This window comes from Streptomyces sp. NPDC059679 (genome assembly GCF_042734105.1).
Taxonomy (GTDB): Bacteria; Actinomycetota; Actinomycetes; order Streptomycetales; family Streptomycetaceae; genus Streptomyces.
Genome location: NZ_JBHWES010000032.1, coordinates 1 through 24218 on the forward strand (window position 1 = coordinate 1; position 24218 = coordinate 24218).

The 24218-nt window shown below is 71.1% G+C and carries 21 protein-coding genes; 18 read left to right on the forward strand and 3 right to left on the reverse strand.

Annotated elements, in window-relative coordinates:
* Nucleotides 1–58 precede the first annotated feature (58 nt).
* Nucleotides 59–1714, reverse strand: a complete 1656-nt coding sequence (locus ACFV2X_RS29825) for a hypothetical protein (protein ID WP_385622430.1) — start codon at nucleotides 1712–1714, stop codon at nucleotides 59–61.
* 184 nt (nucleotides 1715–1898) lie between these two features.
* Nucleotides 1899–4112: an elongation factor G-like protein EF-G2 gene (locus ACFV2X_RS29830; protein ID WP_385622221.1), complete on the reverse strand. Its 2214-nt coding sequence runs from the start codon at nucleotides 4110–4112 to the stop codon at nucleotides 1899–1901.
* A 180-nt stretch (nucleotides 4113–4292) separates the two neighbouring features.
* Between ACFV2X_RS29830 and pgsA the strand changes: the two genes are divergently transcribed.
* The 18 genes from pgsA (at nucleotide 4293) to ACFV2X_RS29920 (ending at nucleotide 22749) form a co-directional block, all read left to right on the forward strand.
* Nucleotides 4293–4961 carry a phosphatidylinositol phosphate synthase gene (gene pgsA, locus ACFV2X_RS29835; protein ID WP_385622223.1) on the forward strand — a complete coding sequence of 223 codons (669 nt, stop codon included), beginning with the start codon at nucleotides 4293–4295 and terminating at the stop codon, nucleotides 4959–4961.
* Nucleotides 4958–5896: a phosphatidylinositol mannoside acyltransferase gene (locus ACFV2X_RS29840; RefSeq protein ID WP_385622225.1), complete on the forward strand. Its 939-nt coding sequence runs from the start codon at nucleotides 4958–4960 to the stop codon at nucleotides 5894–5896. Before pgsA ends, ACFV2X_RS29840 begins: the two co-directional genes overlap by 4 nt.
* A gap of 10 nt (nucleotides 5897–5906) precedes the next feature.
* Nucleotides 5907–7070, forward strand: a complete 1164-nt coding sequence (locus tag ACFV2X_RS29845) for a glycosyltransferase family 4 protein (protein WP_385622227.1) — start codon at nucleotides 5907–5909, stop codon at nucleotides 7068–7070.
* A gap of 91 nt (nucleotides 7071–7161) precedes the next feature.
* Nucleotides 7162–7713: a hypothetical protein gene (locus ACFV2X_RS29850; protein WP_089510405.1), complete on the forward strand. Its 552-nt coding sequence runs from the start codon at nucleotides 7162–7164 to the stop codon at nucleotides 7711–7713.
* 155 nt (nucleotides 7714–7868) lie between these two features.
* Nucleotides 7869–8783: a pyridoxal 5'-phosphate synthase lyase subunit PdxS gene (pdxS, locus tag ACFV2X_RS29855; protein ID WP_089510404.1), complete on the forward strand. Its 915-nt coding sequence runs from the start codon at nucleotides 7869–7871 to the stop codon at nucleotides 8781–8783.
* A 104-nt stretch (nucleotides 8784–8887) separates the two neighbouring features.
* Nucleotides 8888–9469 (forward strand): pyridoxal 5'-phosphate synthase glutaminase subunit PdxT, encoded by a 582-nt coding sequence (gene pdxT, locus ACFV2X_RS29860; RefSeq protein WP_385622229.1) that lies wholly within the window; start codon nucleotides 8888–8890, stop codon nucleotides 9467–9469.
* Between the two features lie 62 nt (nucleotides 9470–9531).
* On the forward strand, nucleotides 9532–10284 hold the full coding sequence (locus ACFV2X_RS29865) for a YebC/PmpR family DNA-binding transcriptional regulator (RefSeq protein ID WP_385622231.1): 753 nt from the start codon (nucleotides 9532–9534) through the stop codon (nucleotides 10282–10284).
* Nucleotides 10285–10401: 117 nt separating this feature from the next.
* Nucleotides 10402–10935 (forward strand): crossover junction endodeoxyribonuclease RuvC, encoded by a 534-nt coding sequence (ruvC, locus tag ACFV2X_RS29870; RefSeq protein WP_385622432.1) that lies wholly within the window; start codon nucleotides 10402–10404, stop codon nucleotides 10933–10935.
* The gene (gene ruvA, locus ACFV2X_RS29875) at nucleotides 10932–11546 is read left to right on the forward strand and encodes a Holliday junction branch migration protein RuvA (RefSeq protein WP_385622234.1); all 615 of its coding nucleotides are present in this window, start codon (nucleotides 10932–10934) and stop codon (nucleotides 11544–11546) included. The genes ruvC and ruvA overlap by 4 nt, the downstream gene beginning before the upstream one ends.
* Before the next feature lie 105 nt (nucleotides 11547–11651).
* A complete protein-coding gene (gene ruvB, locus ACFV2X_RS29880) occupies nucleotides 11652–12728 on the forward strand; it encodes a Holliday junction branch migration DNA helicase RuvB (protein WP_385622237.1) in 1077 nt (358 codons plus the stop codon).
* Between the two features lie 238 nt (nucleotides 12729–12966).
* On the forward strand, nucleotides 12967–13455 hold the full coding sequence (gene yajC / locus ACFV2X_RS29885; protein WP_385622434.1) for a preprotein translocase subunit YajC: 489 nt from the start codon (nucleotides 12967–12969) through the stop codon (nucleotides 13453–13455).
* A gap of 148 nt (nucleotides 13456–13603) precedes the next feature.
* Nucleotides 13604–15433 carry a protein translocase subunit SecD gene (gene secD / locus ACFV2X_RS29890; protein ID WP_385622240.1) on the forward strand — a complete coding sequence of 610 codons (1830 nt, stop codon included), beginning with the start codon at nucleotides 13604–13606 and terminating at the stop codon, nucleotides 15431–15433.
* A 1-nt stretch (nucleotide 15434) separates the two neighbouring features.
* Nucleotides 15435–16571 (forward strand): protein translocase subunit SecF, encoded by a 1137-nt coding sequence (gene secF, locus ACFV2X_RS29895; protein WP_385622243.1) that lies wholly within the window; start codon nucleotides 15435–15437, stop codon nucleotides 16569–16571.
* On the forward strand, nucleotides 16568–17149 hold the full coding sequence (locus tag ACFV2X_RS29900; RefSeq protein ID WP_089510395.1) for an adenine phosphoribosyltransferase: 582 nt from the start codon (nucleotides 16568–16570) through the stop codon (nucleotides 17147–17149). The genes secF and ACFV2X_RS29900 overlap by 4 nt, the downstream gene beginning before the upstream one ends.
* A gap of 166 nt (nucleotides 17150–17315) precedes the next feature.
* Entirely contained in the window at nucleotides 17316–19814 is a 2499-nt protein-coding gene (locus ACFV2X_RS29905) for a RelA/SpoT family protein (protein WP_385622246.1), read from the forward strand.
* Nucleotides 19815–19855: 41 nt separating this feature from the next.
* On the forward strand, nucleotides 19856–21127 hold the full coding sequence (locus ACFV2X_RS29910) for a protein kinase (RefSeq protein ID WP_385622249.1): 1272 nt from the start codon (nucleotides 19856–19858) through the stop codon (nucleotides 21125–21127).
* On the forward strand, nucleotides 21120–21524 hold the full coding sequence (locus tag ACFV2X_RS29915) for a hypothetical protein (RefSeq protein ID WP_385622251.1): 405 nt from the start codon (nucleotides 21120–21122) through the stop codon (nucleotides 21522–21524). The genes ACFV2X_RS29910 and ACFV2X_RS29915 overlap by 8 nt, the downstream gene beginning before the upstream one ends.
* A complete protein-coding gene (locus ACFV2X_RS29920) occupies nucleotides 21508–22749 on the forward strand; it encodes a caspase family protein (protein ID WP_385622253.1) in 1242 nt (413 codons plus the stop codon). Before ACFV2X_RS29915 ends, ACFV2X_RS29920 begins: the two co-directional genes overlap by 17 nt.
* 61 nt (nucleotides 22750–22810) lie before the next feature.
* Here the strand turns inward: ACFV2X_RS29920 and ACFV2X_RS29925 are convergent, their stop codons facing one another.
* On the reverse strand, nucleotides 22811–24040 hold the full coding sequence (locus ACFV2X_RS29925) for a DUF349 domain-containing protein (RefSeq protein ID WP_385622256.1): 1230 nt from the start codon (nucleotides 24038–24040) through the stop codon (nucleotides 22811–22813).
* Nucleotides 24041–24218 lie beyond the last annotated feature (178 nt).

Genomic DNA, 24218 nt, shown 5'->3' on the forward strand with positions numbered 1-24218 from the left:
GCCGGGGCCCGGGGCCGTCACCGCTTGCGCGGCATGGAGCCTCACACGTCGCAGAGCCTTATGCGTCGTAGAGGTCGGCCTTCTTCGGGGCCACGTCCTGGACCTGGCCGCTGAGCGCCAGGGAGCGGTTGCCGAAGCGCTCGGTGTCCACGCCGTGGTTCTTCAGCACGCCGATCGCCGCCTCGTGGACCACCCGCAGCACCGGGGTGGCGGTGCGCAGCGCGTCGTCCGCCATGAAGCGGTGCCGCCAGGGCTTGTCCGCCCAGGCGTGGCGCAGGCCGAACGGCTCGGGGAGGGCCAGCTTGCCGCCCAGGTAGTCCAGCAGCGGCGGGTACCAGGTGAAGGGGGCGCGGACGGTCAGCCGCACCACCTCTTTCGCGTCCACCAGCGGCAGCGGTATGGACTTCGTCTCCCAGAACTTGAAGGTCTTGCTGACCGTCTTGGAGGGCGCGGAGGGCTTGGTGGTGAACAAGGGGTGCACCGGCCCCAGCGCATGGCCGGTGACCTCGATCCGCATCGTCTTGTGCAGCAGGGTCACCGTGATCAGCAGGGTGAGCACCAACTGGCCGTCCCAGAGGACGAACTGCACTCCCAGGTAGTGCCGGTCGCCGGAGTTGAACTGCTGCTCGTCGCAGATCCGCTGCAGCTCGACGCCCTTTATCTGGAAGCCCTCCTCCTCCGAGGTGCCGCCGCGCTCCACCGACTTGGCCCCCTCGCCGATGGGCGAGACCACCCAGTGGCGCACGGAGGGGGTGGGGAAGCCTCCGGTGTGCAGCGGGGTGCGCTCCAGCAGCCGCAGCTGGTCATGGATCGCGCGTATCACGTCCCAGCTGCGGAACGGGTCGATCTCCTTGTCGGGGTCGGCCGACACCAGGTCCTCGGCGAGCTGCCAGCTGCCCCAGCGCGTGCCCATGCCGAGTATCCCCTTGGGGCCGGCGTAGAAGACGATATTGCTGTACTGCTCCGCGGTGAGCTTGTGCAGCGCCTTGCGCAGCTCCTCGGCCGAGGTCTGGCCGGGGTGGTTCGGCACGGTCTCGGGGACCTTCGCGCCGATCCCGCCGCCCGAGAGCAGGCCGTCCCATGCCTCCCGCAGATTCTTGGCCGTGCGCTCGCTGATCTGCTTGGCCACGTACCACCCGATGATGGGGGCGACGACCACGCCGCGCAGATACAGGCCCCAGAACCCGTCGAAGGGGAGCTTGATCAGGAAGATGAGGGTCACCACGGCGAGCGCCGCCAGCAGGAGGGTGCCCAGCGCCCCCATCCGCTTGTCCTTCGACCCGGCGATGGTGCGCCGCAGCTGGAAGGCGCCGAGCCACAGCAGCACCCCGGGGAGGAAGAGCAGCCCGAAGATCACCATGACGGCGGTGAGCCGGGCGTCCCGCGTCTTGCGGATGCGGTTGGCGGCCAGGCAGTGCTCGACCACCGTCTGTGGCTCCATCCCGAAGGACTGGACCACCTGTTTGCGGCCGCTGCCGAGCATCCGAAGCTGCACCGCGCGCGAGAACGCCTCGCCCAGGTTGGGCTCGAACAGAGAGATCTTCGGTGGCTTGACCTCGGAGACCGTCCACTCCGAGTTGGCGTCGAGAATCTTGGCCACCTCGCTGTCGCGGTAGGCGGCCGAGGCGAGCGCCTGCGTCACCTCGGTCTGGCCTGCCGCGCCGGAGAGCGGGATCTGTGCTCCCGGGCTGAAGTCGAATACGTCCGCCGTCACCAACGCCCCCAATACCGCATGCTGCTTGAGCTGCGACCTCAGCGTATCGGGGGTGTGCCGTCCCTGTCGCCAGGGCGTCACGTCCCTGTGGACAACTACCCACAATCGCCCCGGCCGCACCGAGCCTGCCTGTGGACAGCCGCCCGCCCCAAGCGAGTTGGGGCGGGCGCTAGGCGAAGGTGCCTCAGGCTTCGGCCTGTTCCCGGATCCGGTCGGCGACCTGCGTGGGCATCGCCTCGTGCCGGGCGTAGGAGCGGTTGAACCGTCCGGTGCCGTGCGAAAGCGATCGCAGGTCGACCGCGTAGCGGCCGATCTCGATCTCCGGGACCTCGGCGCGGATCAGCGTCTGGCCGCCGCCCGACTGCTCGGTGCCCACGACCCGGCCGCGCCGCCCCGACAGATCGCTCATCACCGCGCCGACGTAGTCGTCGGACACCAGCACCGACACCTCGACCACCGGCTCCAGCAGATGGATCCGGGTGTCGGCGGCGGCCTCCCGCAGCGCGAGCGCGCCCGCCGTCTGGAAGGCGGCGTCGGAGGAGTCCACCGAATGCGCCTTGCCGTCCAGCAGGGTCACCCGCACATCGACCAGGGGATAGCCCGCGGCCACCCCCCGCGCCGCCTGTGCGCGCACGCCCTTCTCGACGGACGGGATGAACTGCCGGGGCACCGCCCCGCCCACGACCTTGTCCACGAACTCGATGCCGGAGCCCTCGGGCAGCGGCTCCACCTCGATCTCGCAGATCGCGTACTGTCCGTGTCCGCCCGACTGCTTGACGTGCCGCCCGCGCCCGGCGGACCGGGCCCCGAACGTCTCGCGCAGCGACACCTTGTACGGCACCGCGTCCACCTGCACGCCGTACCGGGAGCGCAGCCGCTCCAGTGCGACGTCCATATGGGCCTCGCCCAGACACCACAGCACCACCTGGTGGGTGTCCTGGTTCTGCTCCAGGCGCATCGTCGGGTCCTCGGCGACCAGCCGCCCGAGCCCCTGGGAGAGCTTGTCCTCGTCCGCCTTGCTGTGGGCCCGGATCGCGACGGGCAGCAGCGGATCGGGCATCTCCCAGGGCTCCATGAGCAGCGGCTGGTCCTTGGCCGAGAGGGTGTCCCCGGTCTCGGCGCGGTTCAGCTTGGCGACGCAGGCCAGATCGCCCGCGATGGCCTGGCTGAGCATGCGCTGCGCCTTGCCGAAGGGTGCGGAGAGGGCGCCGACCCGCTCGTCCACGTCGTGGTCCTCATGGCCGCGGTCCTCCAGGCCGTGCCCGGACACATGGACGGTCTCGTCCGGGCGCAGCGTCCCGGAGAAGACCCGCACCAGGGAGATCCGGCCGACATACGGGTCCGAGGAGGTCTTGACGACCTCGGCGGCCAGCGGGCCCTCGGGGTCGCAGGTCAGTCGCGGGCAGGGCTTGCCCTGTGGGGTGGTGACGGTGGGCGCCTCCCGTTCCAGGGGGGTCGGGAAGCCGCCGGTGATCAGCTCGAGCAACTCGGTGGTGCCCAGGCCCTGCTTGGATCCCTCGGCGGCGGGCGCGGCGGCCAGCACGGGGTGGAAGGAGGCGCGCGCGACGGCCTTCTCCAGGTCTCCGATGAGCGTCTTGACGTCGATCTCCTCGCCGCTGAGATAGCGGTCCATGAGGGTTTCGTCCTCACTCTCGGAGATGATCCCCTCGATGAGCCGGTTGCGCGCCTCCTCGATCAGCGGCAGCTGGTCGGGGGTCGGCGTCGCCTCGGTCCGTACGCCCGTGGCGTAGTCGTACACCTGCTGCGACAGCAGGCCGATCAGCCCCGTCACAGGGGCGTGACCAGCTGCCCCTGCCTCTGGTCCACGCTCGCCGCGCAGCGGCAGATACAGCGGGAGCACCGCGTCGGGGTCATCGCCGCCGAACGTCTGCCGGCACAGCTCGGTCATCTCCTCGAAGGAGGCGCGCGCCGCCTCCAGATGCGTGATGACCAGGGCGCGCGGCATCCCGACCGCCGCGCACTCGTCCCACACCATGCGGGTCGCGCCCGCGATGCCCAGGGCGTCCTGGGACGCCGATACGACAAAGAGGGCCGCGTCCGCTGCCCGCAGACCGGCCCTCAGCTCCCCGACGAAGTCGGCGTACCCCGGGGTATCCAGAAGGTTGACCTTCACCCCGTCCCATTCGACGGGGACGAGGGACAGCTGGACCGAGCGCTGCTGCCGGTGCTCGATCTCGTCGTAGTCGGACAGGCATCCGCCGTCCTCGACTCTGCCCGCCCGGTTGATCGCGCCGGTCGCCAGCGCGAGGGCCTCCACCAGTGTCGTCTTGCCGGAACCACTGTGGCCGACCAGCACCACGTTCCGCACCGAGCCGGGCCGGTCGGCCGTCGCCGCCCTGCCGGCGGCCCCTGATTGCGTGCTCGTTTTGTCGCCCATGTCTCGCCTCCAGGTCGACATCTGCGATACTTCGAGCTTTCCACCGAGGTCATGGTGCGTCCATACGTCGCACATCTGGGCGTCGCCCGATGCGTGCGCGGCGGCCCCTCGGGGCGTGACTACGATGGGCCAGCCGGTGGCCTGTTGACCACCCGGCCCGTTTCGACCCCCGGGAAGGCCATGCTGAACAAGTACGCGCGTGCATTCTTCACGCGTGTTCTCACCCCGTTCGCCGCCCTGCTCATCCGCCTCGGGGTCAGCCCCGACGCGGTGACCCTCGCCGGGACGGGTGGTGTGGTCGCGGGTGCCCTGGTCTTCTACCCGCGGGGTGAGTTCTTCTGGGGCACGGTCGTCATCACCCTTTTCGTCTTCTCGGACCTGGTCGACGGCAATATGGCGCGGCAGCTGGGGCGCTCCAGCCGCTGGGGGGCGTTTCTCGACTCCACGCTCGACCGGGTCGCGGACGGCGCGATCTTCGGCGGTCTGGCGCTGTGGTACGCCGGGCGCGGGGACGACAATGCGCTGTGTGCGGTGACGATCTTCTGCCTGGCCAGCGGTCAGGTGGTGTCGTACACCAAGGCCAGGGGTGAGAGCATCGGGCTGCCGGTCAAGGTCAACGGGCTCGTGGAGCGCGCCGAGCGGCTGGTGATCTCGCTGGTGGCCTGCGGCTTCTCCGGGCTGCACAAGTTCGGTGTGCCGGGTATCGACATTCTGCTGCCGATCGCGCTGTGGATCGTGGCCGTCGGCAGCGCGGTGACCTTGATCCAGCGTGTGGTGACGGTGCGCCGTGAGGCCGCCGAGGCGGACGCGGCGGACCGGGCGGTGGTCCAGGGAGGCGAGTCGCGGTGAGCGAGAAGCTGACCGACGCGCTGTACGGGCTTGGCTGGAGCACGGTCAAAAAGCTCCCCGAACCGGTCGCTGTGGCGCTCGGGCAGCGGATCGCCGATCTGGCGTGGAAGCGGCGCGGCAAGGGTGTGCTGCGTCTGGAGGCCAATCTCGCCCGCGTCGTCCCCGACGCCTCCCCGCGGCGCCTGGCCGAGCTGTCCCGGGCCGGGATGCGCTCGTATCTGCGCTACTGGATGGAGTCCTTCCGGCTGCCGGCCTGGAGCGAGCGGCGCGTCCGCGGCGGCTTCGACCCCGAGGGCCTGCACAACCTCACGGACGGTCTGGCGAGCGGCCGCGGGGTGGTGCTGGCGCTGCCGCACCTGGCCAACTGGGACCTGGCCGGGGCCTGGGTCACCACCGAGCTGGGCGTGCCGTTCACCACGGTCGCGGAACGGCTCAAGCCCGAGTCGCTGTACGACCGCTTCGTGGCCTACCGGGAGGGCCTGGGCATGGAGGTGCTGCCGCACACCGGCGGCAGCGCCTTCGGGACGCTGGCGCGGCGGCTGCGGGAGGGCGGTCTGGTGTGCCTGGTCGCGGACCGGGACCTGTCGGCATCCGGTGTTGAGGTGAAGTTCTTCGGCGAGTCGGCCAAGATGCCCGCCGGGCCCGCCATACTGGCGGCAAGGACGGGTGCGCTGCTGCTGCCGGTCACCCTCTGGTACGACGCGTCCCCGGTCATGCGGGGACGGGTGCATCCGCCCATCGAGGTCCCCTCGATGGGCACCAGCGCGGAGCAGGCCGCGGCCATGACGCAGGAGCTCGCCGACGTGTTCGCCTCCGGGATCGCCGAACATCCGCAGGACTGGCACATGCTCCAGCGGCTGTGGCTGGCCGATCTCGAGCCCCGTCCCGCCGGCGCTCCGGGCGCCGACGACAGCTCCGGAACGGAGAAGCCGTGAGGATCGGGACATGAGAATCGGGATCGTCTGCCCGTACTCGTGGGACGTCCCCGGCGGCGTCCAGTTCCACATCCGCGACCTGGCCGAGCATCTGATCCGGCTCGGGCACGGGGTGTCGGTGCTGGCCCCGGCGGACGACGACACACCGCTGCCGCCGTACGTGGTCTCCGCCGGGCGCGCCGTGCCGGTGCCGTACAACGGCTCGGTCGCGCGGCTCAACTTCGGCTTCCTCTCGGCGGCGCGGGTGCGGCGCTGGCTGCACGACGGCGCGTTCGACGTGATCCACATCCATGAGCCCGCCTCGCCGTCGCTCGGCCTGCTCGCCTGTTGGGCGGCCCAGGGCCCGATCGTCGCGACTTTCCACACCTCGAACCCGCGTTCCCGGGCGATGATCGCCGCGTATCCGATCCTGCAGCCCGCACTGGAGAAGATCAGCGCCCGGATCGCGGTGAGCGAGTATGCGCGACGCACGCTGGTGGAGCACCTGGGCGGGGACGCGGTCGTCATCCCCAACGGCGTCGATGTGCGCTTCTTCGCCGATGCCGAGCCCAAGAGCGAGTGGCAGGGCGAGACGATCGGGTTCATGGGCCGCATCGACGAGCCCCGGAAGGGTCTGCCGGTCCTGATGCGGGCCCTGCCGAAGATCCTCGCCGCCCGGCCCCGGACGCGGCTGCTGGTCGCCGGGCGCGGCGACGAGAAGGAAGCCGTGGCCACGCTGCCCGAGCGGATGCGCGGCCGGGTGGAGTTCCTCGGCATGGTCAGCGACGAGGACAAGGCGCGGCTGCTGCGCAGCGTGGATGTGTACATCGCGCCGAACACGGGCGGGGAGAGCTTCGGCATCATCCTCGTCGAGGCCATGTCGGCGGGCGCGCCCGTACTGGCCAGCGACCTGGACGCGTTCGCGCAGGTGCTGGACGGCGGAGCCGCGGGGCAGCTCTTCGCGAACGAGGACGCGGACGCGCTGGCGCAGGCCGCGATCCGGCTGCTGGACGACCCGGAGCGGCGCGCGGAACTGCGCGAGCGGGGGAGCCGGCATGTGCGCCGCTTCGACTGGGACACGGTCGGGGCGGACATCCTGGCGGTGTACGAGACGGTGACGGACGGGGCGGCGTCGGTGGCCGCCGATGAGCGCGTCGGGCTGCGGGCCCGGCTGGGGCGGCTGGCCAGGGATTAGGGCCGGGCGCCCCCTTCGACGACAGGCCCTGAAGCGGTCCGGGGCGCCGGGTGGGTGGGGGTTTGGGGCCTAGGCGGTAGCGTGGCGCGGCGTGACCACTTTGATCTGGATCGCGTCCGTATTGGTCCTCGTCGCCGTCTATCTGAGCTGGACCGCCGGGCGGCTGGACCGGCTGCACAGTCGGCTGGACGCGGCGCGGGCGGCGCTCGACGCGCAGCTGCTGCGCCGGGCCTCGGTCGCGCAGGAGCTGGCCACCGCCGGGGTGCTCGATCCGGCGTCCTCGATCGTGCTGTACCAGGCCGCGCATGCGGCGCGGCAGGCGGAGGAGGAGCAGCGCGAGGTCGCCGAGAGCGAGCTGAGCCAGGCGCTGCGCGCGGTGTTCGCGGAGGATGCGCAGGTCGACGTGGTGCGCGAGGCGCCGGGGGGCGAGGCGGCGCTGGGCGAGCTGACGGAGGCCGTGCGGCGGGTGCCGATGGCCCGGCGGTTCCACAATGACGCGGTGCGCGCAGCGCGGGCGCTGCGCCGGCACCGCAAGGTGCGCTGGTTCCGGCTCGCGGGCCATGCGCCGTTCCCGATGGCCTTCGAGATGGACGACGAGCCTCCGGCGGCCTTCGCGCGGCCTGGGTGGGCTGAGGCCGGGTGAGCTGAGACCGGGGCCGATACCAGGGGCCGACACCGGGTGGGCTGAGGCCACCGGCCTGCGATTGGCCCTTGTCCGGGGAGCACCCGGGCGGCTTTTGTCTATCGAACGGCCCTACGATGGGCTCATCACACATTCATCATCGAGTGAGGTCAAACGTGTCCATCACGCCCGCCAGCACGCCCCAGACCCCGGAGACCGGCACCGCGCGCGTCAAGCGCGGCATGGCCGAGCAGCTCAAGGGCGGCGTGATCATGGACGTCGTCACGCCGGAGGAAGCGAAGATCGCTGAGGACGCGGGCGCCGTCGCGGTCATGGCCCTCGAGCGCGTCCCGGCCGATATCCGCAAGGACGGCGGCGTGGCCCGTATGTCCGACCCGGACATGATCGATGGGATCATCAACGCGGTCTCCATCCCGGTGATGGCCAAGTCCCGGATCGGGCACTTCGTCGAGGCGCAGGTGTTGCAGGCCCTCGGCGTGGACTACATCGACGAGTCCGAGGTCCTGACCCCCGCCGACGAGGTCAACCACAGCGACAAGTGGTCCTTCACCACGCCGTTCGTCTGTGGCGCCACCAACCTGGGCGAGGCGCTGCGCCGTATCGCCGAGGGCGCGGCCATGATCCGTTCGAAGGGTGAGGCCGGCACCGGCAACGTCGTCGAGGCGGTCCGCCACCTGCGCCAGATCAAGGGCGAGATCGCCCGGCTCAAGGGCCTCGACAACCACGAGCTGTACGCCGCGGCCAAGGAGCTGCGCGCCCCGTACGAGCTGGTCGCGGAGGTCGCCGAGCTCGGCAAGCTGCCGGTCGTGCTGTTCTCCGCCGGTGGCGTGGCCACCCCGGCCGACGCCGCGCTGATGCGCCAGCTCGGCGCCGAGGGCGTCTTCGTGGGCTCCGGCATCTTCAAGTCCGGCGACCCGGCCAAGCGCGCCGCCGCGATCGTGAAGGCCACCACCTTCTACGACGACCCCAAGGTCGTCGCGGACGTCTCCCGCAACCTGGGCGAGGCCATGGTCGGCATCAACTGCGACACCCTCCCCGAGGGCGAGCGCTACGCCAACCGCGGCTGGTAAACGGACCGGCTGGTAACGGACCAGCCGGTAACGAACCGACCGCTTGCCGGTGGACGGCCCGCGCGGGCCGTCTGCCCTTTTCCCGCTCCGTCCCGAGAGGTTTTATGTCCATCGGAGTGCTCGCCCTGCAGGGCGATGTCCGCGAACACCTCGCCGCGCTCGCGGCGGCCGGCGCCGAGGCCCGGCCGGTCCGCCGGGCCGAGGAGCTCGCCGAGGTCCAAGGGCTGGTGATCCCCGGCGGGGAGTCCACCACCATGTCCAAGCTCGCCGTCATCTTCGGGATGCTGGAGCCGCTGCGGGAGCGGGTGCGCGCCGGGATGCCGGTGTACGGCACCTGCGCGGGCATGATCATGGTCGCGGACAAGATCCTCGACGGCCGGGACGACCAGGAGACCTTCGGCGGCATCGACATGACCGTCCGCCGCAACGCCTTCGGCCGCCAGAACGAGTCCTTCGAGGCCGCGATCGAGGTCGAGGGCATCGCGGGCGGCCCGGTCGAGGGCGTCTTCATCCGGGCGCCGTGGGTCGAGTCCGTGGGTGCGGGGGTCGACGTGCTCGCGACATACGGGGACCACGCCGTCGCCGTGCGGCAGGGGAATGTGCTCGCGACGTCGTTCCACCCCGAACTGACCGGCGATCACCGGGTACACGCGTTGTTCGTGGACATCGTGAGGTCTGCGGGATGACGCCGTCCCGGTAGGATCTCAGGCGTTCGTACAGCAATGGGTTAAGCGAAGGAGACAGGCGGATGTCCGGCCACTCTAAATGGGCTACGACGAAGCACAAGAAGGCCGTGATCGACGCCAAGCGCGGCAAGCTCTTCGCCAAGCTCATCAAGAACATCGAGGTCGCGGCCCGCACCGGCGGCGCCGACCCCGACGGCAACCCCACCCTCTTCGACGCCATCCAGAAGGCGAAGAAGCAGTCCGTGCCGAACAAGAACATCGACAGCGCGGTCAAGCGCGGCGCGGGGCTCGAGGCGGGTGGCGCCGAGTACGAGACGATCATGTACGAGGGCTACGGGCCGAACGGTGTCGCGGTGCTCATCGAGTGCCTGACCGACAACCGCAACCGCGCCGCCTCCGATGTGCGCGTCGCCATGACGCGCAACGGCGGGTCCATGGCGGACCCGGGTTCGGTTTCGTACCTGTTCAACCGCAAGGGCGTGGTGATCGTCCCCAAGGGTGAGCTGACCGAGGACGACGTGCTGGGCGCGGTGCTGGACGCGGGCGCCGAGGAGGTCAACGACCTCGGCGAGTCCTTCGAGGTGATCAGCGAGGCCACCGACCTGGTCGGGGTCCGCACCGCGCTCCAGAAGGAGGGCATCGACTACGACTCGGCCGAGGCGAACTTCGTGCCCACCATGCAGGTCCAGCTGGAGGAAGAGGGGGCGCGGAAGATCTTCAAGCTGATCGACGCGCTGGAGGACAGCGACGACGTGCAGAACGTCTTCGCCAACTTCGACGTCACCGACGAGGTCATGGCCAAGGTGGACGCCTGAGGCGACACCAGCGGCACACGGGTCGGCGGGGACACACACCCCACCGGCCCGTCGCTGTCAGTGGCGCCGGATACGCTGCCGAGCAGGTGATCGAAAGCGGCGATGGGGAGGGGCGCGGTGCGGGTGCTGGGCGTGGACCCGGGGCTGACCCGGTGCGGTGTCGGCGTGGTCGACGGGGTCGCGGGCCGACCGCTGCGGATGATCGGGGTCGGCGTCATACGGACTCCGGCGGACGCCCCGATCGGCGATCGCCTCGTCGAGATCGAGCGCGGCCTGGAGGAGTGGCTGGAGGCCCACCGGCCCGAAGTCGTGGCGGTGGAGCGGGTGTTCAGCCAGCACAATGTGCAGACCGTCATGGGCACCGCCCAGGCGAGCGCGGTCGCGATGCTCTGCGCCGCCCGCCGTGGGCTGCCGGTCGTGCTGCACACGCCCAGCGAGGTCAAGGCGGCCGTGACCGGGTCGGGGCGCGCCGACAAGGCGCAGGTCGGCTCGATGGTCACCCGGCTGCTGCGGCTCGACGCCCCACCGAAACCCGCCGACGCCGCCGACGCGCTGGCGCTCGCCATCTGCCACATCTGGCGGGCGCCCGCGATGAACCGGCTCCAGCAGGCCGTCGCCGCCCACCGCACCACGAAAGGCCGTATTTCATGATCGCGTTCGTTTCCGGCCCGGTCGCGGCCGTCGGCCCGGACACCGCCGTCGTCGAGGTCGGCGGGATCGGCATGGCCGTCCAGTGCGCTCCGAACACGCTGTCCGGGCTGCGCGTCGGCCAGCCCGCCCGGCTGGCCACCTCCCTCGTGGTCCGGGAGGACTCGCTCACCCTCTACGGCTTCGCGGACGACGACGAGCGCCAGGTCTTCGAGCTGCTGCAGACCGCCAGCGGTGTCGGCCCCAGGCTCGCCCAGGCCATGCTGGCCGTCCACTCGCCCGACGCGCTGCGGCTCGCCGTCGCCACCGGCGACGAGAAATCGCTGACCGCCGTCCCCGGCATCGGCAAGAAGGGCGCGCAGCGGCTGCTGCTCGAGCTGAAGGACCGGCTCGGCGAGCCGGTGGGCCGCCCCGGCGGGCCGGCCGCCCCCGCGTCGGGCTGGAGCGATCAGCTGCACACCGCCCTCGTCGGCCTCGGATACGCGCCGAGGGAGGCCGAGGACGCGGTCGCGGCCGTCACCCCGCAGGCCGAGGCGGCCGTGGCCGCGGGCGGCAGCCCGCAGGTGGCGCAGCTGCTGCGGGCCGCCCTGCAGACCCTGAACCGGGCCCGCTGACCGCAGGCCGCCCCGCAGACCCTGACCCGGCCCGGCGACCGCCCCGTGCGCCGGCCGCACTGCCCGATACGACATCCAGATACGACATCGCGAGGCGAGACTTTCGTGAACTGGGACGAGACCGCACCGGCCACCGCCGACGACGCCGGCGCCGGCCGGCTGGTGGGCGCCGACGCCGACGGCGAGGACCAGGCGGTCGAGGCCGCGCTGCGCCCCAAGGACCTGGGCGAGTTCGTCGGCCAGGAGCGGGTTCGTGTCCAGCTTGACCTGGTCCTCAAGGCGGCTCGGCAGCGCGGCGGGACGGCCGACCACGTGCTGCTGTCCGGCGCGCCCGGCCTCGGCAAGACCACCCTGTCGATGATCATCGCTGCCGAGATGGGCGCCCCCATCCGGATCACCTCGGGCCCCGCCATCCAGCACGCCGGCGACCTCGCCGCGATCCTGTCCTCCCTCACCGAGGGCGAGGTGCTCTTCCTCGACGAGATCCACCGCATGTCGCGGCCCGCCGAGGAGATGCTCTACATGGCGATGGAGGACTTCCGCGTCGATGTGATCGTGGGCAAGGGCCCCGGCGCCACCGCCATTCCCCTGGAGCTGCCGCCGTTCACCCTGGTCGGCGCCACCACCCGGGCCGGGCTGCTGCCGCCCCCGCTGCGTGACCGCTTCGGCTTCACCGGCCATATGGAGTTCTACGCCCCGGCCGAGCTGGAGCGCGTCATCCACCGCTCCGCCGGGCTGCTGGACGTCGTCATCGAGGCCGAGGGCGCGGGCGAGATCGCCGGGCGCTCCCGCGGCACCCCGCGTATCGCCAACCGGCTGCTGCGCCGGGTGCGGGACTACGCCCAGGTCAAGGCTGACGGCCTGATCACCCGCGAGATCGCGGCCCGGGCCCTGGATGTGTACGACGTGGACGGCCGCGGCCTGGACCGGCTGGACCGCGCGGTGCTGACCGCCCTGCTCAAGCTGTTCGGCGGCGGCCCGGTCGGGCTGTCGACCCTGGCGGTCGCGGTGGGGGAGGAGCGGGAGACGGTCGAGGAGGTCGCCGAGCCCTTCCTGGTCCGTGAGGGGCTGCTGGCCCGTACGCCCAGGGGCCGGATCGCCACGCCCGCGGCCTGGACCCACCTGGGGCTGACCCCGCCGCAGCAGGGCGGCGCGGCCCAGCAGGGACTTTTCGAGGGCTGAAGAGGGTTGAGAGGCTGAGGAGGCCGGAGACGGAGAGCTGAGCGGCCTGAGACGGCTGATAGCCGATTATGGTCGGGTGAGGAACCCACATGCCGCGCCGGGCGTTGTTCCATAGGCGCGGGCTCGCTTAGACTCCGCCGATGCCGTTCGTATGCCGTCCGTGACCGGTGCGGCATGACCACCCCATAGTCCAGGCCGCGTCCCCGCGGTCGTGTGAAGGAATTTCCGTCCCGTGTATATGACTCTCCTGCCGTTCATCGTGCTCATCGGGGCCATGTTCCTGATGACCCGGTCGGCCAAGAACAAGCAGCGCCAGGCCGCACAGATGCGTGACCAGATGGGCCCGGGCACCGGCGTGCGGACCATCGGCGGCATGTACGCCACGGTCAAGGAGGTCCACGAGGACGCGGTCCTCCTCGAGGTCGCTCCCGGCGTGCACGCCTTCTACGCGAAGAACGCGGTGGGAGCCGTCCTCGACGACGCCGAGTACAACCGGATCGTGCACGGGATCGACCCCGATGACACTGCCGACGACGTGGACGCCGACGACGCTGCCGACGACACCCCTGTCGTCCCCGACGACGCCTCCTCGCTCACCGAGGCCGAGGACGAGACGGCCGACACCGAGGCGGCGGACGAGGACAAGAAGACCGACCTCAGCAAGCCGTCGGCCGCGGCCGACGCGCCGAAGGAGGACAAGCGGGACGACGACGCCGACGCCAAGTAGTACCGCTCCGGGAACCGTGGCGCGCCACCGCTCGGCGCGCCGCGGTTCCCGGACGGTCTAGGCTCCGGCGGGGGTTCGTCCCACAAGACTTCGTGGCCGCCCGGCGCACACCCGATGCCGGGCGGTTGGACAGGGAGATTACGAGAAGGTGGCAGCACCGAAGAAGGGCCGCAGGTCCTCCGGGTCACAGGGCAGGCCCGGGCGCGCCCTGGTCGCGATCCTGGTAGCCATCGTGGCGCTCACCGCGGGGATGTTCATCTCCGGTCACACCAAGCCACGGCTGGGCATCGACCTGGCAGGCGGCACCAGCTTCACGCTGGAGGCCAAGAACCAACCGGGCAAGCCCAACGCGATCAACTCGGACAACATGAACACCGCCGTCAACATCATCGAGCGGCGGGTCAACGGTCTGGGTGTGTCCGAGGCCGAGGTCCAGACGCAGGGCGACAAGCACATCATCGTGAACATCCCCAAGGGGATGGATGCGAAACAGGCCCGTACGCAGGTCGGCACCACCGCCCAGCTCTACTTCCGCCCGGTGGTGACCTACACCGACGGCAAGAAGACCAAGCCCACCACCAGCCCCACGCCGACCGCGACCGGCACGGGCAAGAGCAACAACAAGGGCGACGACAAGGGCAAGGCGTCGTCCACCCCGACGGCCACTGCCACCTCGAGCGCGACTGGTACCCCGAGTGCAGCATCCAGTGCCTCCAGCAGCAGCCAGGGGCGGGCCGTCTCCGAGGGCCTGAAGGCCGACAAGACGCCCAGCGCCTCGGAGAGCCCCAGCGCCTCCAGCAGCCCCAAGGCGAGCGAGACGCCCAAGGCGAGCGAGACCCCCAAGGGCGACTCCGCCAAGGCCGACGATCTGACCAAGCAGCTCGCGGACCTGGAGTGCACCACCCCGGCGGACCGGGCCAAGGCGCGGGAGAAGGCCGCCGGCGCCAAGCCGAGCGATTCCGTCGTCGCCTGTGACCGGGACGGCACGCGCAAGTTCATCCTCGGCCCGTCCCAGGTGGAGGGCACCGACGTCAAGGACGCCGCGTCCGTCTACGACAGCCAGGGCGGCGGGGGCTGGATCGTCGAGCTCAACTTCACCGGCAAGGGCGGCAAGAAGTGGGCCAAGGTGACCGGCGAGCTGGCCAAGCAGCAGCCGCCGCAGAACCAGTTCGCCATCGTCCTGGACGGCGAGGTCTACTCCGACCCCAGGGTCGACGAGTCCATCGTCGGCGGCCGGGCCCAGATCTCCGGCCCTGGCTTCGACCAGAAGAACACCTCGGACCTGGCCAACGTGCTGTCCTACGGCGCGCTGCCGCTGTCGTTCGACATCGCGGACGAGACCACCGTCTCCGCCGCGCTCGGCGGTGAGCAGCTGGAGGCCGGTCTGATCGCGGGCGCCATCGGCCTCGCGCTCGTGGTGGTCTACCTGGTCGTCTACTACCGGGGTCTGGCGCTGATCGCCCTGGCCAGCCTCGCGGTCTCCGCCGCCCTGAGCTACACGATCATGGTGCTGCTCGGCCCGGGTATCGGCTTCGCGCTGAACCTGCCGGCCGTCTGTGGTGCGATCGTCGCGATCGGTATCACGGCCGACTCCTTCATCGTGTACTTCGAGCGCATAAGGGACGAGATCCGCGAGGGCCGCACGCTGCGTCCGGCCGTGGAGCGCGGCTGGCCGCGCGCCCGGCGCACCATCCTGGTGTCCGACTTCGTGTCGTTCCTCGCGGCCGCGGTGCTCTACATCGTGACGGTCGGCAAGGTGCAGGGCTTCGCCTTCACCCTGGGCCTCACCACACTGCTGGACGTCGTGGTGGTGTTCCTGTTCACCAAGCCGCTGATGACGATCCTCGCCCGGCGCAAGTTCTTCGCGAGCGGTCACCCGTGGTCCGGCCTGGATCCGCAGCGTCTGGGCGCCAAGCCGCCGCTGCGCCGCAGCCGCCACAGCACCGCCACCGCCCCCGCCGACCCGAAGGAGGCGTGAGATGTCACGACTCGGAACTCTCGGCGCCAAGCTCTACCGAGGCGAGGTCGGCTACGACTTCGTCGCCAAACGGAAGATCTGGTACGGCATCTCGATACTGATCACCATCACGGCGATCGTGGGCCTGGCGGTGCGCGGGCTCAACCTGGGCATCGAGTTCTCCGGCGGAGCGGTCTTCGAGACCCCCAAGACCAGCGTGTCGGCCTCCCAGGCACGCGAGGTGGCGGAGTCGGCGTCCGGTGGCCACACCGCGGTCGTCCAGGAGCTCGGCCGCGGCGGGCTGCGGATCCAGATCAGCGAGCTGGGCACCAAGGAGGCCCTTCCGGTCCAGGAGAAGCTCGCCAAGGAGCTGGACGTCAAGACCAGCGAGATCGAAACCCAGCTGGTCGGCCCGAGCTGGGGTGAGGAGATCGCCAACAAGGCCTGGCAGGGTCTGGCGATCTTCATGGTCCTGGTGGTGATCTATCTCGCCATCGCCTTCGAATGGCGCATGGCCCTTGCCGCACTGATCGCGCTCATCCACGACCTCACCATCACGGTCGGGGTGTACGCGCTGGTCGGCTTCGAGGTCACCCCGGGCACCGTGATCGGTCTGCTGACCATCCTCGGTTATTCGCTCTATGACACCGTCGTCGTCTTCGACGGTCTCAAGGAAGCGTCGAAGGACCTCACCAAGCAGACCCGCTTCACCTACAGCGAGATCGCCAATCGCAGCCTCAACTCGACCCTGGTGCGCTCCATCAACACCACGGTCGTGGCGCTGCTGCCGGTCGGCGCGCTGCTGTTCATCGGTGGCGGGGCGCTGGGCGCGGGCATGCTCAACGACATCTCGCTGGCGCTGTTCGTCGGCCTCGCGGCCGGTGCGTACTCCTCGATCTTCATCGCCACCCCGCTGGTGGCCGATCTCAAGGAGCGCGACCCGCAGATGAAGGCCCTGGCCAAGCGGGTGCGCGCCAAGCGCGCCTCCGCCGCGGCCAAGGCCGACGGGGATGGAGAGCAGAAGCCGCAGGACGTCACTCCGCAGCCGCGCGCCGAGGACGGCGACGCGCCCACCCCCGCTGCGGCGGGTGCGGGCCAGCGCCGCCAGCCGGCCTCGCGCAGCCGGGGCCGCGGCCGGCCGTCGGGGAAGCGCCGATGAGCGCCGGGACGACCGACCCCGCGCTCGGCGGCCTCGACGGCGAGGAGCTGCGCGGGCTGCTGCTCAGCCGGATCCTGGATGTGCCGGACTATCCGAAGCCGGGGGTGATGTTCAAGGACATCACCCCGCTGCTGGCCGACGCCACGGCCTTCGGCGCGCTGACCCACGCGCTCGCCGAGCTGTGCACCAGGCACGGCGCCACCAAGGTCGTGGGCCTGGAGGCACGCGGCTTCATCCTGGCCGCCCCGGCCGCGGTGCGCGCCGGGATCGGCTTCGTACCCGTGCGCAAGGCGGGCAAGCTCCCCGGAGCGACCCTGGGCCAGGCGTACGAGCTGGAGTACGGCACCGCGGAGATCGAGATCCACACCGACGCGCTGGTCGCCGGCGACCGGGTCCTGGTGATCGACGACGTGCTGGCCACCGGCGGCACCGCCGAGGCGTCGCTGCGGCTCATCCGCCGCTCCGGCGCCGAGGTCGCCGGGGTCGCGGTGCTGCTGGAGCTCGGCTTCCTCGAAGGCCGCAGCCGCCTCCTCCCGGTGCTCGACAGCGCGCCCCTGGAGGCCCTGATCACGGTCTGAGCCGTGCCGTCACCTTGAGGGTGGGGAGCCGTGGTGACACGGCTCCCCACCCTCAGTCATGCCGCTTTGCAGGGGCCTCTGGGGCTGCCGGGAGGCAACTGGAGTGGCGGGATCGATACCATGGCATCCTGGCCTCTTTGAGGCCCGGACCGCCTGAGGAGTGCCCTTGCCAGACGAGGCCCAGCCGCTCTCCGCCGCGCAGCCGGCAGAGCCGACCGCCGTCGCCAAGTCCACGGCGGCCCCCGAGGTGCCCAAGAACAGCGAGGCGCCCCCTCGGCCGGAGCCTTCCGCGCCGCGCCCCCCGGCGGAGCGTACAAGCGGCTCACGCCCCGCGCCGGCCCCTCGCCCGCTGCAGAGCCCCAGCCCCAGAGCAGGCTCCTCCAACCGGGTCCGCGCCCGGCTCGCCCGCCTCGGTGTGCAGCGCTCCAGCCCGTACAACCCCGTCCTGGAGCCGCTGCTGCGCATCGTGCGCGGCAACGATCCCAAGGCCGACGCCTCGACCCTGCGCCAGATCGAGCGGGCGTACCAGGTCGCCGAGCGCTGGCACCGCGGCCAGAAGCGCAAGAGCGGCGATCCATACATCACCCATCCGCTCGCGGTGACCACGATCCTGGCCGAGCTGGGTATGGATCCGGCCACTTTGATGGCCGGTCTGCTGCATGACACCGTCGAGGACACCGAGTACGGCCTGGACACCCTGCGCCGCGACTTCGGCGACCAGGTCGCCCTGCTCGTCGACGGCGTCACCAAGCTGGACAAGGTCAAGTTCGGCGAGGCGGCGCAGGCCGAAACCGTGCGCAAGATGGTCGTCGCCATGGCCAAGGACCCGCGCGTCCTGGTCATCAAGCTCGCCGACCGGCTGCACAACATGCGCACCATGCGCTATCTCAAGCGGGAGAAGCAGGAGAAGAAGGCCCGCGAGACGCTGGAGATCTACGCCCCGCTCGCCCATCGCCTGGGCATGAACACGATCAAGTGGGAGCTGGAGGACCTCGCCTTCGCGATCCTCTATCCCAAGATGTACGACGAAATCGTGCGGCTGGTCGCCGAGCGCGCCCCCAAACGGGACGAATACCTCGCCGTCGTCACCGACCAGGTCCAGGGCGACCTGCGCGCGGCCCGTATCAAGGCGACCGTCACCGGCCGCCCGAAGCACTACTACTCGGTCTACCAGAAGATGATCGTGCGCGGCCGCGACTTCGCCGAGATCTACGACCTGGTGGGCATCCGGGTGCTCGTCGACACCGTCCGCGACTGTTACGCGGCGCTCGGGACCATCCACGCGCGGTGGAACCCGGTGCCCGGGCGGTTCAAGGACTACATCGCGATGCCCAAGTTCAACATGTACCAGTCGCTGCACACGACGGTCATCGGGCCCAGCGGCAAGCCGGTCGAGCTGCAGATCCGCACCTTCGACATGCACCGCCGCGCCGAGTACGGCATCGCCGCGCACTGGAAGTACAAGCAGGAAGCCGTCGCCGGCGCCTCCAAGGTGCGTACCGACGTGCCCAAGCGGGCCGGCAAGGACGACGCCATCAACGACATGGCGTGGCTGCGGCAGCTGCTGGACTGGCAGAAGGAGACCGAGGACCCGGGCGAGTTCCTGGAGTCGCTGCGCTTCGACCTGTCCCGCAACGAGGTCTTCGTCTTCACGCCCAAGGGCGATGTCATAGCGCTGCCGGCCGGGGCCACCCCGGTGGACTTCGCGTACGCGGTGCACACCGAGGTCGGCCACCGCACCATAGGGGCCCGGGTCAACGGGCGGCTCGTGCCGCTCGAGTCGACCCTGGACAACGGCGATCTGGTGGAGGTCTTCACCTCCAAGGCGCCCGGGGCCGGTCCGTCCCGGGACTGGCTGGGCTTCGTCAAGTCCCCGCGCGCCCGTAACAAGATCCGCGCCTGGTTCTCCAAGGAGCGCCGCGACGAGGCCATCGAGCAGGGCAAGGACGCCATCGTGCGGGCCATGCGCAAGCAGAACCTGCCGATCCAGCGGATCCTGACGGGCGACTCGCTGGTCACCCTGGCCCATGAGATGCGCTACCCCGACATCTCCTCGCTGTACGCGGCCATCGGCGAGGGCCATGTCTCCGCGCAGAACGTCGTCGGCAAGCTGGTGCAGGCCCTCGGCGGCGAGGAGGCGGCCAACGAGGACATCGCCGAGACCGCGCCGCCGATCCGCGGCCGCGCCAAGCGCCGCTCCAGCGCCGACCCGGGCGTCGTGGTCAAGGGCGTCGACGACGTATGGGTCAAGCTGGCCCGCTGCTGTACGCCCGTGCCCGGCGACCCCATCATCGGCTTCGTCACCCGCGGCAGCGGCGTCTCCGTCCACCGCGCCGACTGTGTCAACGTCGACTCGCTCTCCCAGCAGCCGGAGCGGATGCTGGACGTCGAGTGGGCGCCCACCCAGTCCTCCGTCTTCCTGGTCGCCATCCAGGTCGAGGCCCTGGACCGGTCCCGGCTGCTGTCCGATGTCACACGCGTGCTGTCCGACCAGCACGTCAACATCCTGTCCGCCGCCGTGCAGACCTCCCGCGACCGGGTCGCCACCTCGCGCTTCACCTTCGAGATGGGCGACCCCAAGCACCTGGGCCATGTCCTGAAGGCCGTACGGGGCGTCGAGGGCGTCTACGACGTGTACCGGGTGACCTCGGCGCGCCAGCGCTGAGCCGGCGGGCCGGGGCGGACGGGGGCGGGGGAGGGGACGGGATGACGGACCGGGATCTCCTGGGCGGCCGGTACCGGCTGTTACGGAAGATCGGCCTCGGCGGGATGGGCGTTGTCTACGAGGCGCTGGACTCGACGCTCGACCGCCGGGTGGCCGTCAAGGTCCTGCCGTCGGCCGCGGGGGAGGGGTCGGGCGGGGACGAGCGGCTGGAGCGCTTCCGCCTGGAGGCCCAGGCCCTGGCCCGGATCAGCCACCCCAATGTGGTGGCCGTGTACGACACCGGTCGCCAGGACAGCGGGCCGTATCTGGTCATGGAGCTGCTGGAGGGCGTGGAGCTGCAGCGGCTGGTGGACGTATGCGGGCCGCTGGAGCCGGATGTGGCCCGCTGGATCGCCTCGGGGATGAGCGCCGCGCTGACCGCGGCCCACGCGGCGGGCGTGCTCCACCGCGACGTCAAACCGTCGAACGTGCGCATCACCCTGTCGGGGCGCGTGGTCCTCCAGGACTTCGGGCTGGCCAGGCTGATGGAGGGGGCGGGCATCACCCGGGCCGGCGGGCTGGTCGGCACCCCGCAGTACATGGCGCCCGAGGTCATGCGAGGCGAGCGGCCCGCGCCCCGGTCGGACCTCTACGGCCTGGGCCTGTGCCTGTATCTGATGCTCACCGGCGAGCCGCCGCTCGGCCCGGTCGAGGACATCGGGGCCGTCGTGGAGCGGGCCCTCGACCACGGTGTGCCGCAGCTGTACGGCCGCCGGGGGATCCCCGACCGGCTGGCGTACCTCGTCGACATCCTCTGCGCCTGGGATCCGCAGACGCGCCCCGAGGACGCCGCGGGGTTGCAGGCCACGCTCGCGGCCTCCTCCGAGATGGAGGCGCGCGTGGTCGAGCTGGTCCAGCGCTGTGTACGCGAGCAGGCGCTCGCCCTGGCCGACCAGACGCTGTCCGCCGCGTCCTTGGCCGTCGAGCCCTACCTGGGCCTCGAGGCCGCCGAGGGACACCCGGCGCCGCTGTCCCTCAGCGATGCCACCCGGCAGGTGGTCATGGCCGGTATGACGGCGGAGAACGCGGTGTCCCGGCTGCGCGAGGCGGTCAATCTCGTCCAGCGGGGCGAACTGCAGGAGGCGGTGCGCATGCTCACCGCCGTGACCAAGGTGTGCTCCCGGGCGCTGGGCGACGACCACCCCACCACCCTGACGAGCCAGTACTGGCAGGCGGTGTGTCTGGCGCGGCTGGGCGCGGGCGGTGCGGCGCTGACGCTGTTCGCACAGGTGAGCACCCACATCGAAACGGGGAGGGACGAGGGACGTGGCTGAGCTGAGAGTGTCGGCCGACGGCGCCGTCGGCGCCGACAACGAGGACGAGCTCCGGTCGCTGCTGCGCTGGCTGCGGGAGGACGAGTCGCTGGAGCGGCTTGTGGGCGGCCGGGTGGGTGCCGCGGGGCCGGCCGTGCCCGGCCATATGGGCACCGGCTTCGATGTGCTGCAGCTCGTTCTCGGCACCGGCCTGTCCAGCGCGGCCCTCGCCGTCTCCATCCTCCAGTGGCGCGACGCCCGGCGCACCCGGCCCGCGCTCACCCTGCGCCGCGGCGATATCGAGGTGGACATCCCGCCGGAGGCGGCCGCCGACGAGGACACCGTACGGCGGATCGTCGCGCTGCTTGAGGCGCCCGGGACCGGCGAGGGGACCGGGAGCGATGACTCAGCTGCCTGACCCGGCCGCGTCCAGAGCCGTGCTCATCGGCACCTCCGCGTACGACCACCTGGAACAGCTCCCGGCCGTCGCCGCCAACCTCCGCGACCTCGCCGAAGCGCTCGGCGACCCCATGCTGTGGGGCCTCCCCGGGGAGCACCGGACGGTGGTGGCCGACCCCCGGGACCCGCCCTCGATGCTCGACCCCGTGCACCGGGCCGGGCAGGAGGCCACCGACACCCTGCTCGTCTACTTCTCGGGCCACGGCCTGCGCGACAGCGACTCGGTCGACCTCTTCCTCGCGCTCAGCGGCTCCCGCGAGAACACGGGCTATACGGCGGTGGCGTACGAGCATCTGCGCGCCGCCATCCGGGCTTCCGCCGCCCGCCGCCGGGTGCTGATCCTCGACTGCTGTTTCAGCGGCCGCGCCGCCCGCACCCTCAGCGGCGGCGACGACGCCCTCCCGGCCCATGTGGCCGTCGACGGCGCGTATGTGCTCACCGCCTCGCCCCGCGACCGCGTGGCGCTGGCGCCCGACGGCGAACCGCACACCGCCTTCACCGGGGAACTGCTGGACATTCTGCGGCTCGGCATCAACGGCGGACCCGAGCTGATCGATCTCGACACCCTCTACGGAGCGCTCCATCAGCGGCTCAGGGCGAAGAACCGGCCACTGCCCCAGCGCCGTCAGGAGAACCACATCGGGCGGCTCCCGCTCGTCCGCAACCGGGCCCGCGACACGGTGCGCTCCCCGGCCGGGCCCGTACTGGACTCCGATGTCCGCGCTGCCATGGTCGCCGCGGGGCTTGGCCTGGCCCGCAGGCTCCGCGCCGTGGGCCGGCACCGCGATGCGCTGCCCGTGCTGCGGCTGGCACTGCGGGAGCGTACGCCGCAGGGGGAGGACAGCACCTTCGCGGTGCAGCTGGAGCTCTCCGAACTGCTCGCCGACACGGGGCAGACCCGGGAGGCGATCGAGGTGCTGGAGCAGGCGTTCCACCAGACGCACCGGAGCTTCGGCCCCGAGGCCGTCCTCGTCTGCCGCAGACTGGCCGATCTGCTGCAGGAGTCCGGTAACCACATCCAGGCGTGCGAAGTACTCAAGCACGCGCTGGACCTCGCCGAGAACGGGCGAACGGCTCCGGTGCGCAGTGCACCGGAGCCGTTCCCCTACGGTCGCGTGGCCGAGCCGGACGTCCGGCTGCCGGGGCCCGGCCCACTGCCGTTTGGCACATCAGCCACCAATTGAGGAACCCCGATGGCGAGCAACCACCTCCGCGAGAGCGGCGGCGGTTTAGCCGCAAAGGGGCTCAGCCGCCGAACTCCTCCAGGCCCTTGAGCGCCTGGTCCAGCAGCGCCTGCCGGCCCTCCAGCTCCTTGGCCAGCTTGTCGGCCTTGGCGTTGTTGCCCGCAGCGCGCGCGGCGTCGATCTGCCCGCGCAGCTTGTCCACGGCGTCCTGAAGCTGACCGGTCAGCCCCTGGGCGCGCGCCCGCGCCTCGGGGTTGGTACGCCGCCACTCGGTCTCTTCGGCGTCCTGGAGGGCGCGCTCCACCGCGTGCAACCGGCCCTCGATCCGCGCCCGGGCGTCCCGCGGCACATGACCGATGGCCTCCCACCGCTCATTGACCGAGCGGAAGGCCGCCCGAGCCGACTTGAGATCGGAGATCGGAAGCAGCTTCTCCGCCTCGACGACCAGCTCTTCCTTGCGGGTCAGATTCTCCCGCTGCTCGGCGTCCCGCTCGGCGAAGACCTGGCTGCGTGCCTGGAAGAAGACGTCCTGCGCACCGCGGAACCGGTTCCACAGGTCGTCCTCCGCCTCGCGCTGGGCGCGGCCCGCTGCCTTCCACTCCGACATCAGGTCGCGGTACCGGGCGGCGGTCGGACCCCAGTCCGTGGAGTCGGACAGCGACTCGGCCTCGGCGACCAGCTTCTCCTTGGTCTGCCGGGCCGTCTCGCGCTGCGCGTCCAGCGAGGCGAAGTGCGCCTTGCGCCGCTTGGAGAACGCCGAGCGGGCATGCGAGAAGCGGTGCCACAGCTCGTCGTCGGTGCGGCGGTCCAGGCGCGGCAGGCCCTTCCAGGTGTCGACCAGCGCCCGCAGCCGCTCCCCGGCGGCCCGCCACTGCTCGCTGGCGGCCAGCTCCTCGGCCTCGGTGACCAGCGCCTCCTTGGCCCGGCGGGCCTCGTCGGTCTGGACCGCCTTGGCCGCGCGGCGCTCCTCCCGGCGCGCTTCGACATCGCCGGTGAGCTTGTCGAGCCGCTTCTTGAGCGCGGCCAGGTCGCCGACCACATGGTGCTCGTCGACCTGGTGGCGAATGTGCTCGATGGCCGCCGTGGCGTCCTTGGCCGACAGGTCCGTGGTCTGCACCCGGCGCTCGAGGAGCTCGATCTCGACGACCAGGCCGTCGTACTTGCGCTCGAAGTAGGCGAGGGCCTCTTCAGGAGATCCCGCCTGCCACGATCCGACGACCTGCTCACCGTCGGCCGTACGCACGTACACGGTCCCCGCCTCGTCGACGCGGCCCCAAGGCTCGCTGCTCACAGCGCCTCCTCCACATGATGCCGGGGCGGGCGCGCGGCCCGCCGGCATCGTCCACAGTTTCTTCCGGCCGGGATCCACCCGCACCGGTCTCGCAGCAGGGTGCTCCGGCTGCGGCAGACACCCTGCACAACGCCAACATAGGCGAACGGTGGCCCGGCTGTCCGTATCCTGCGCGACC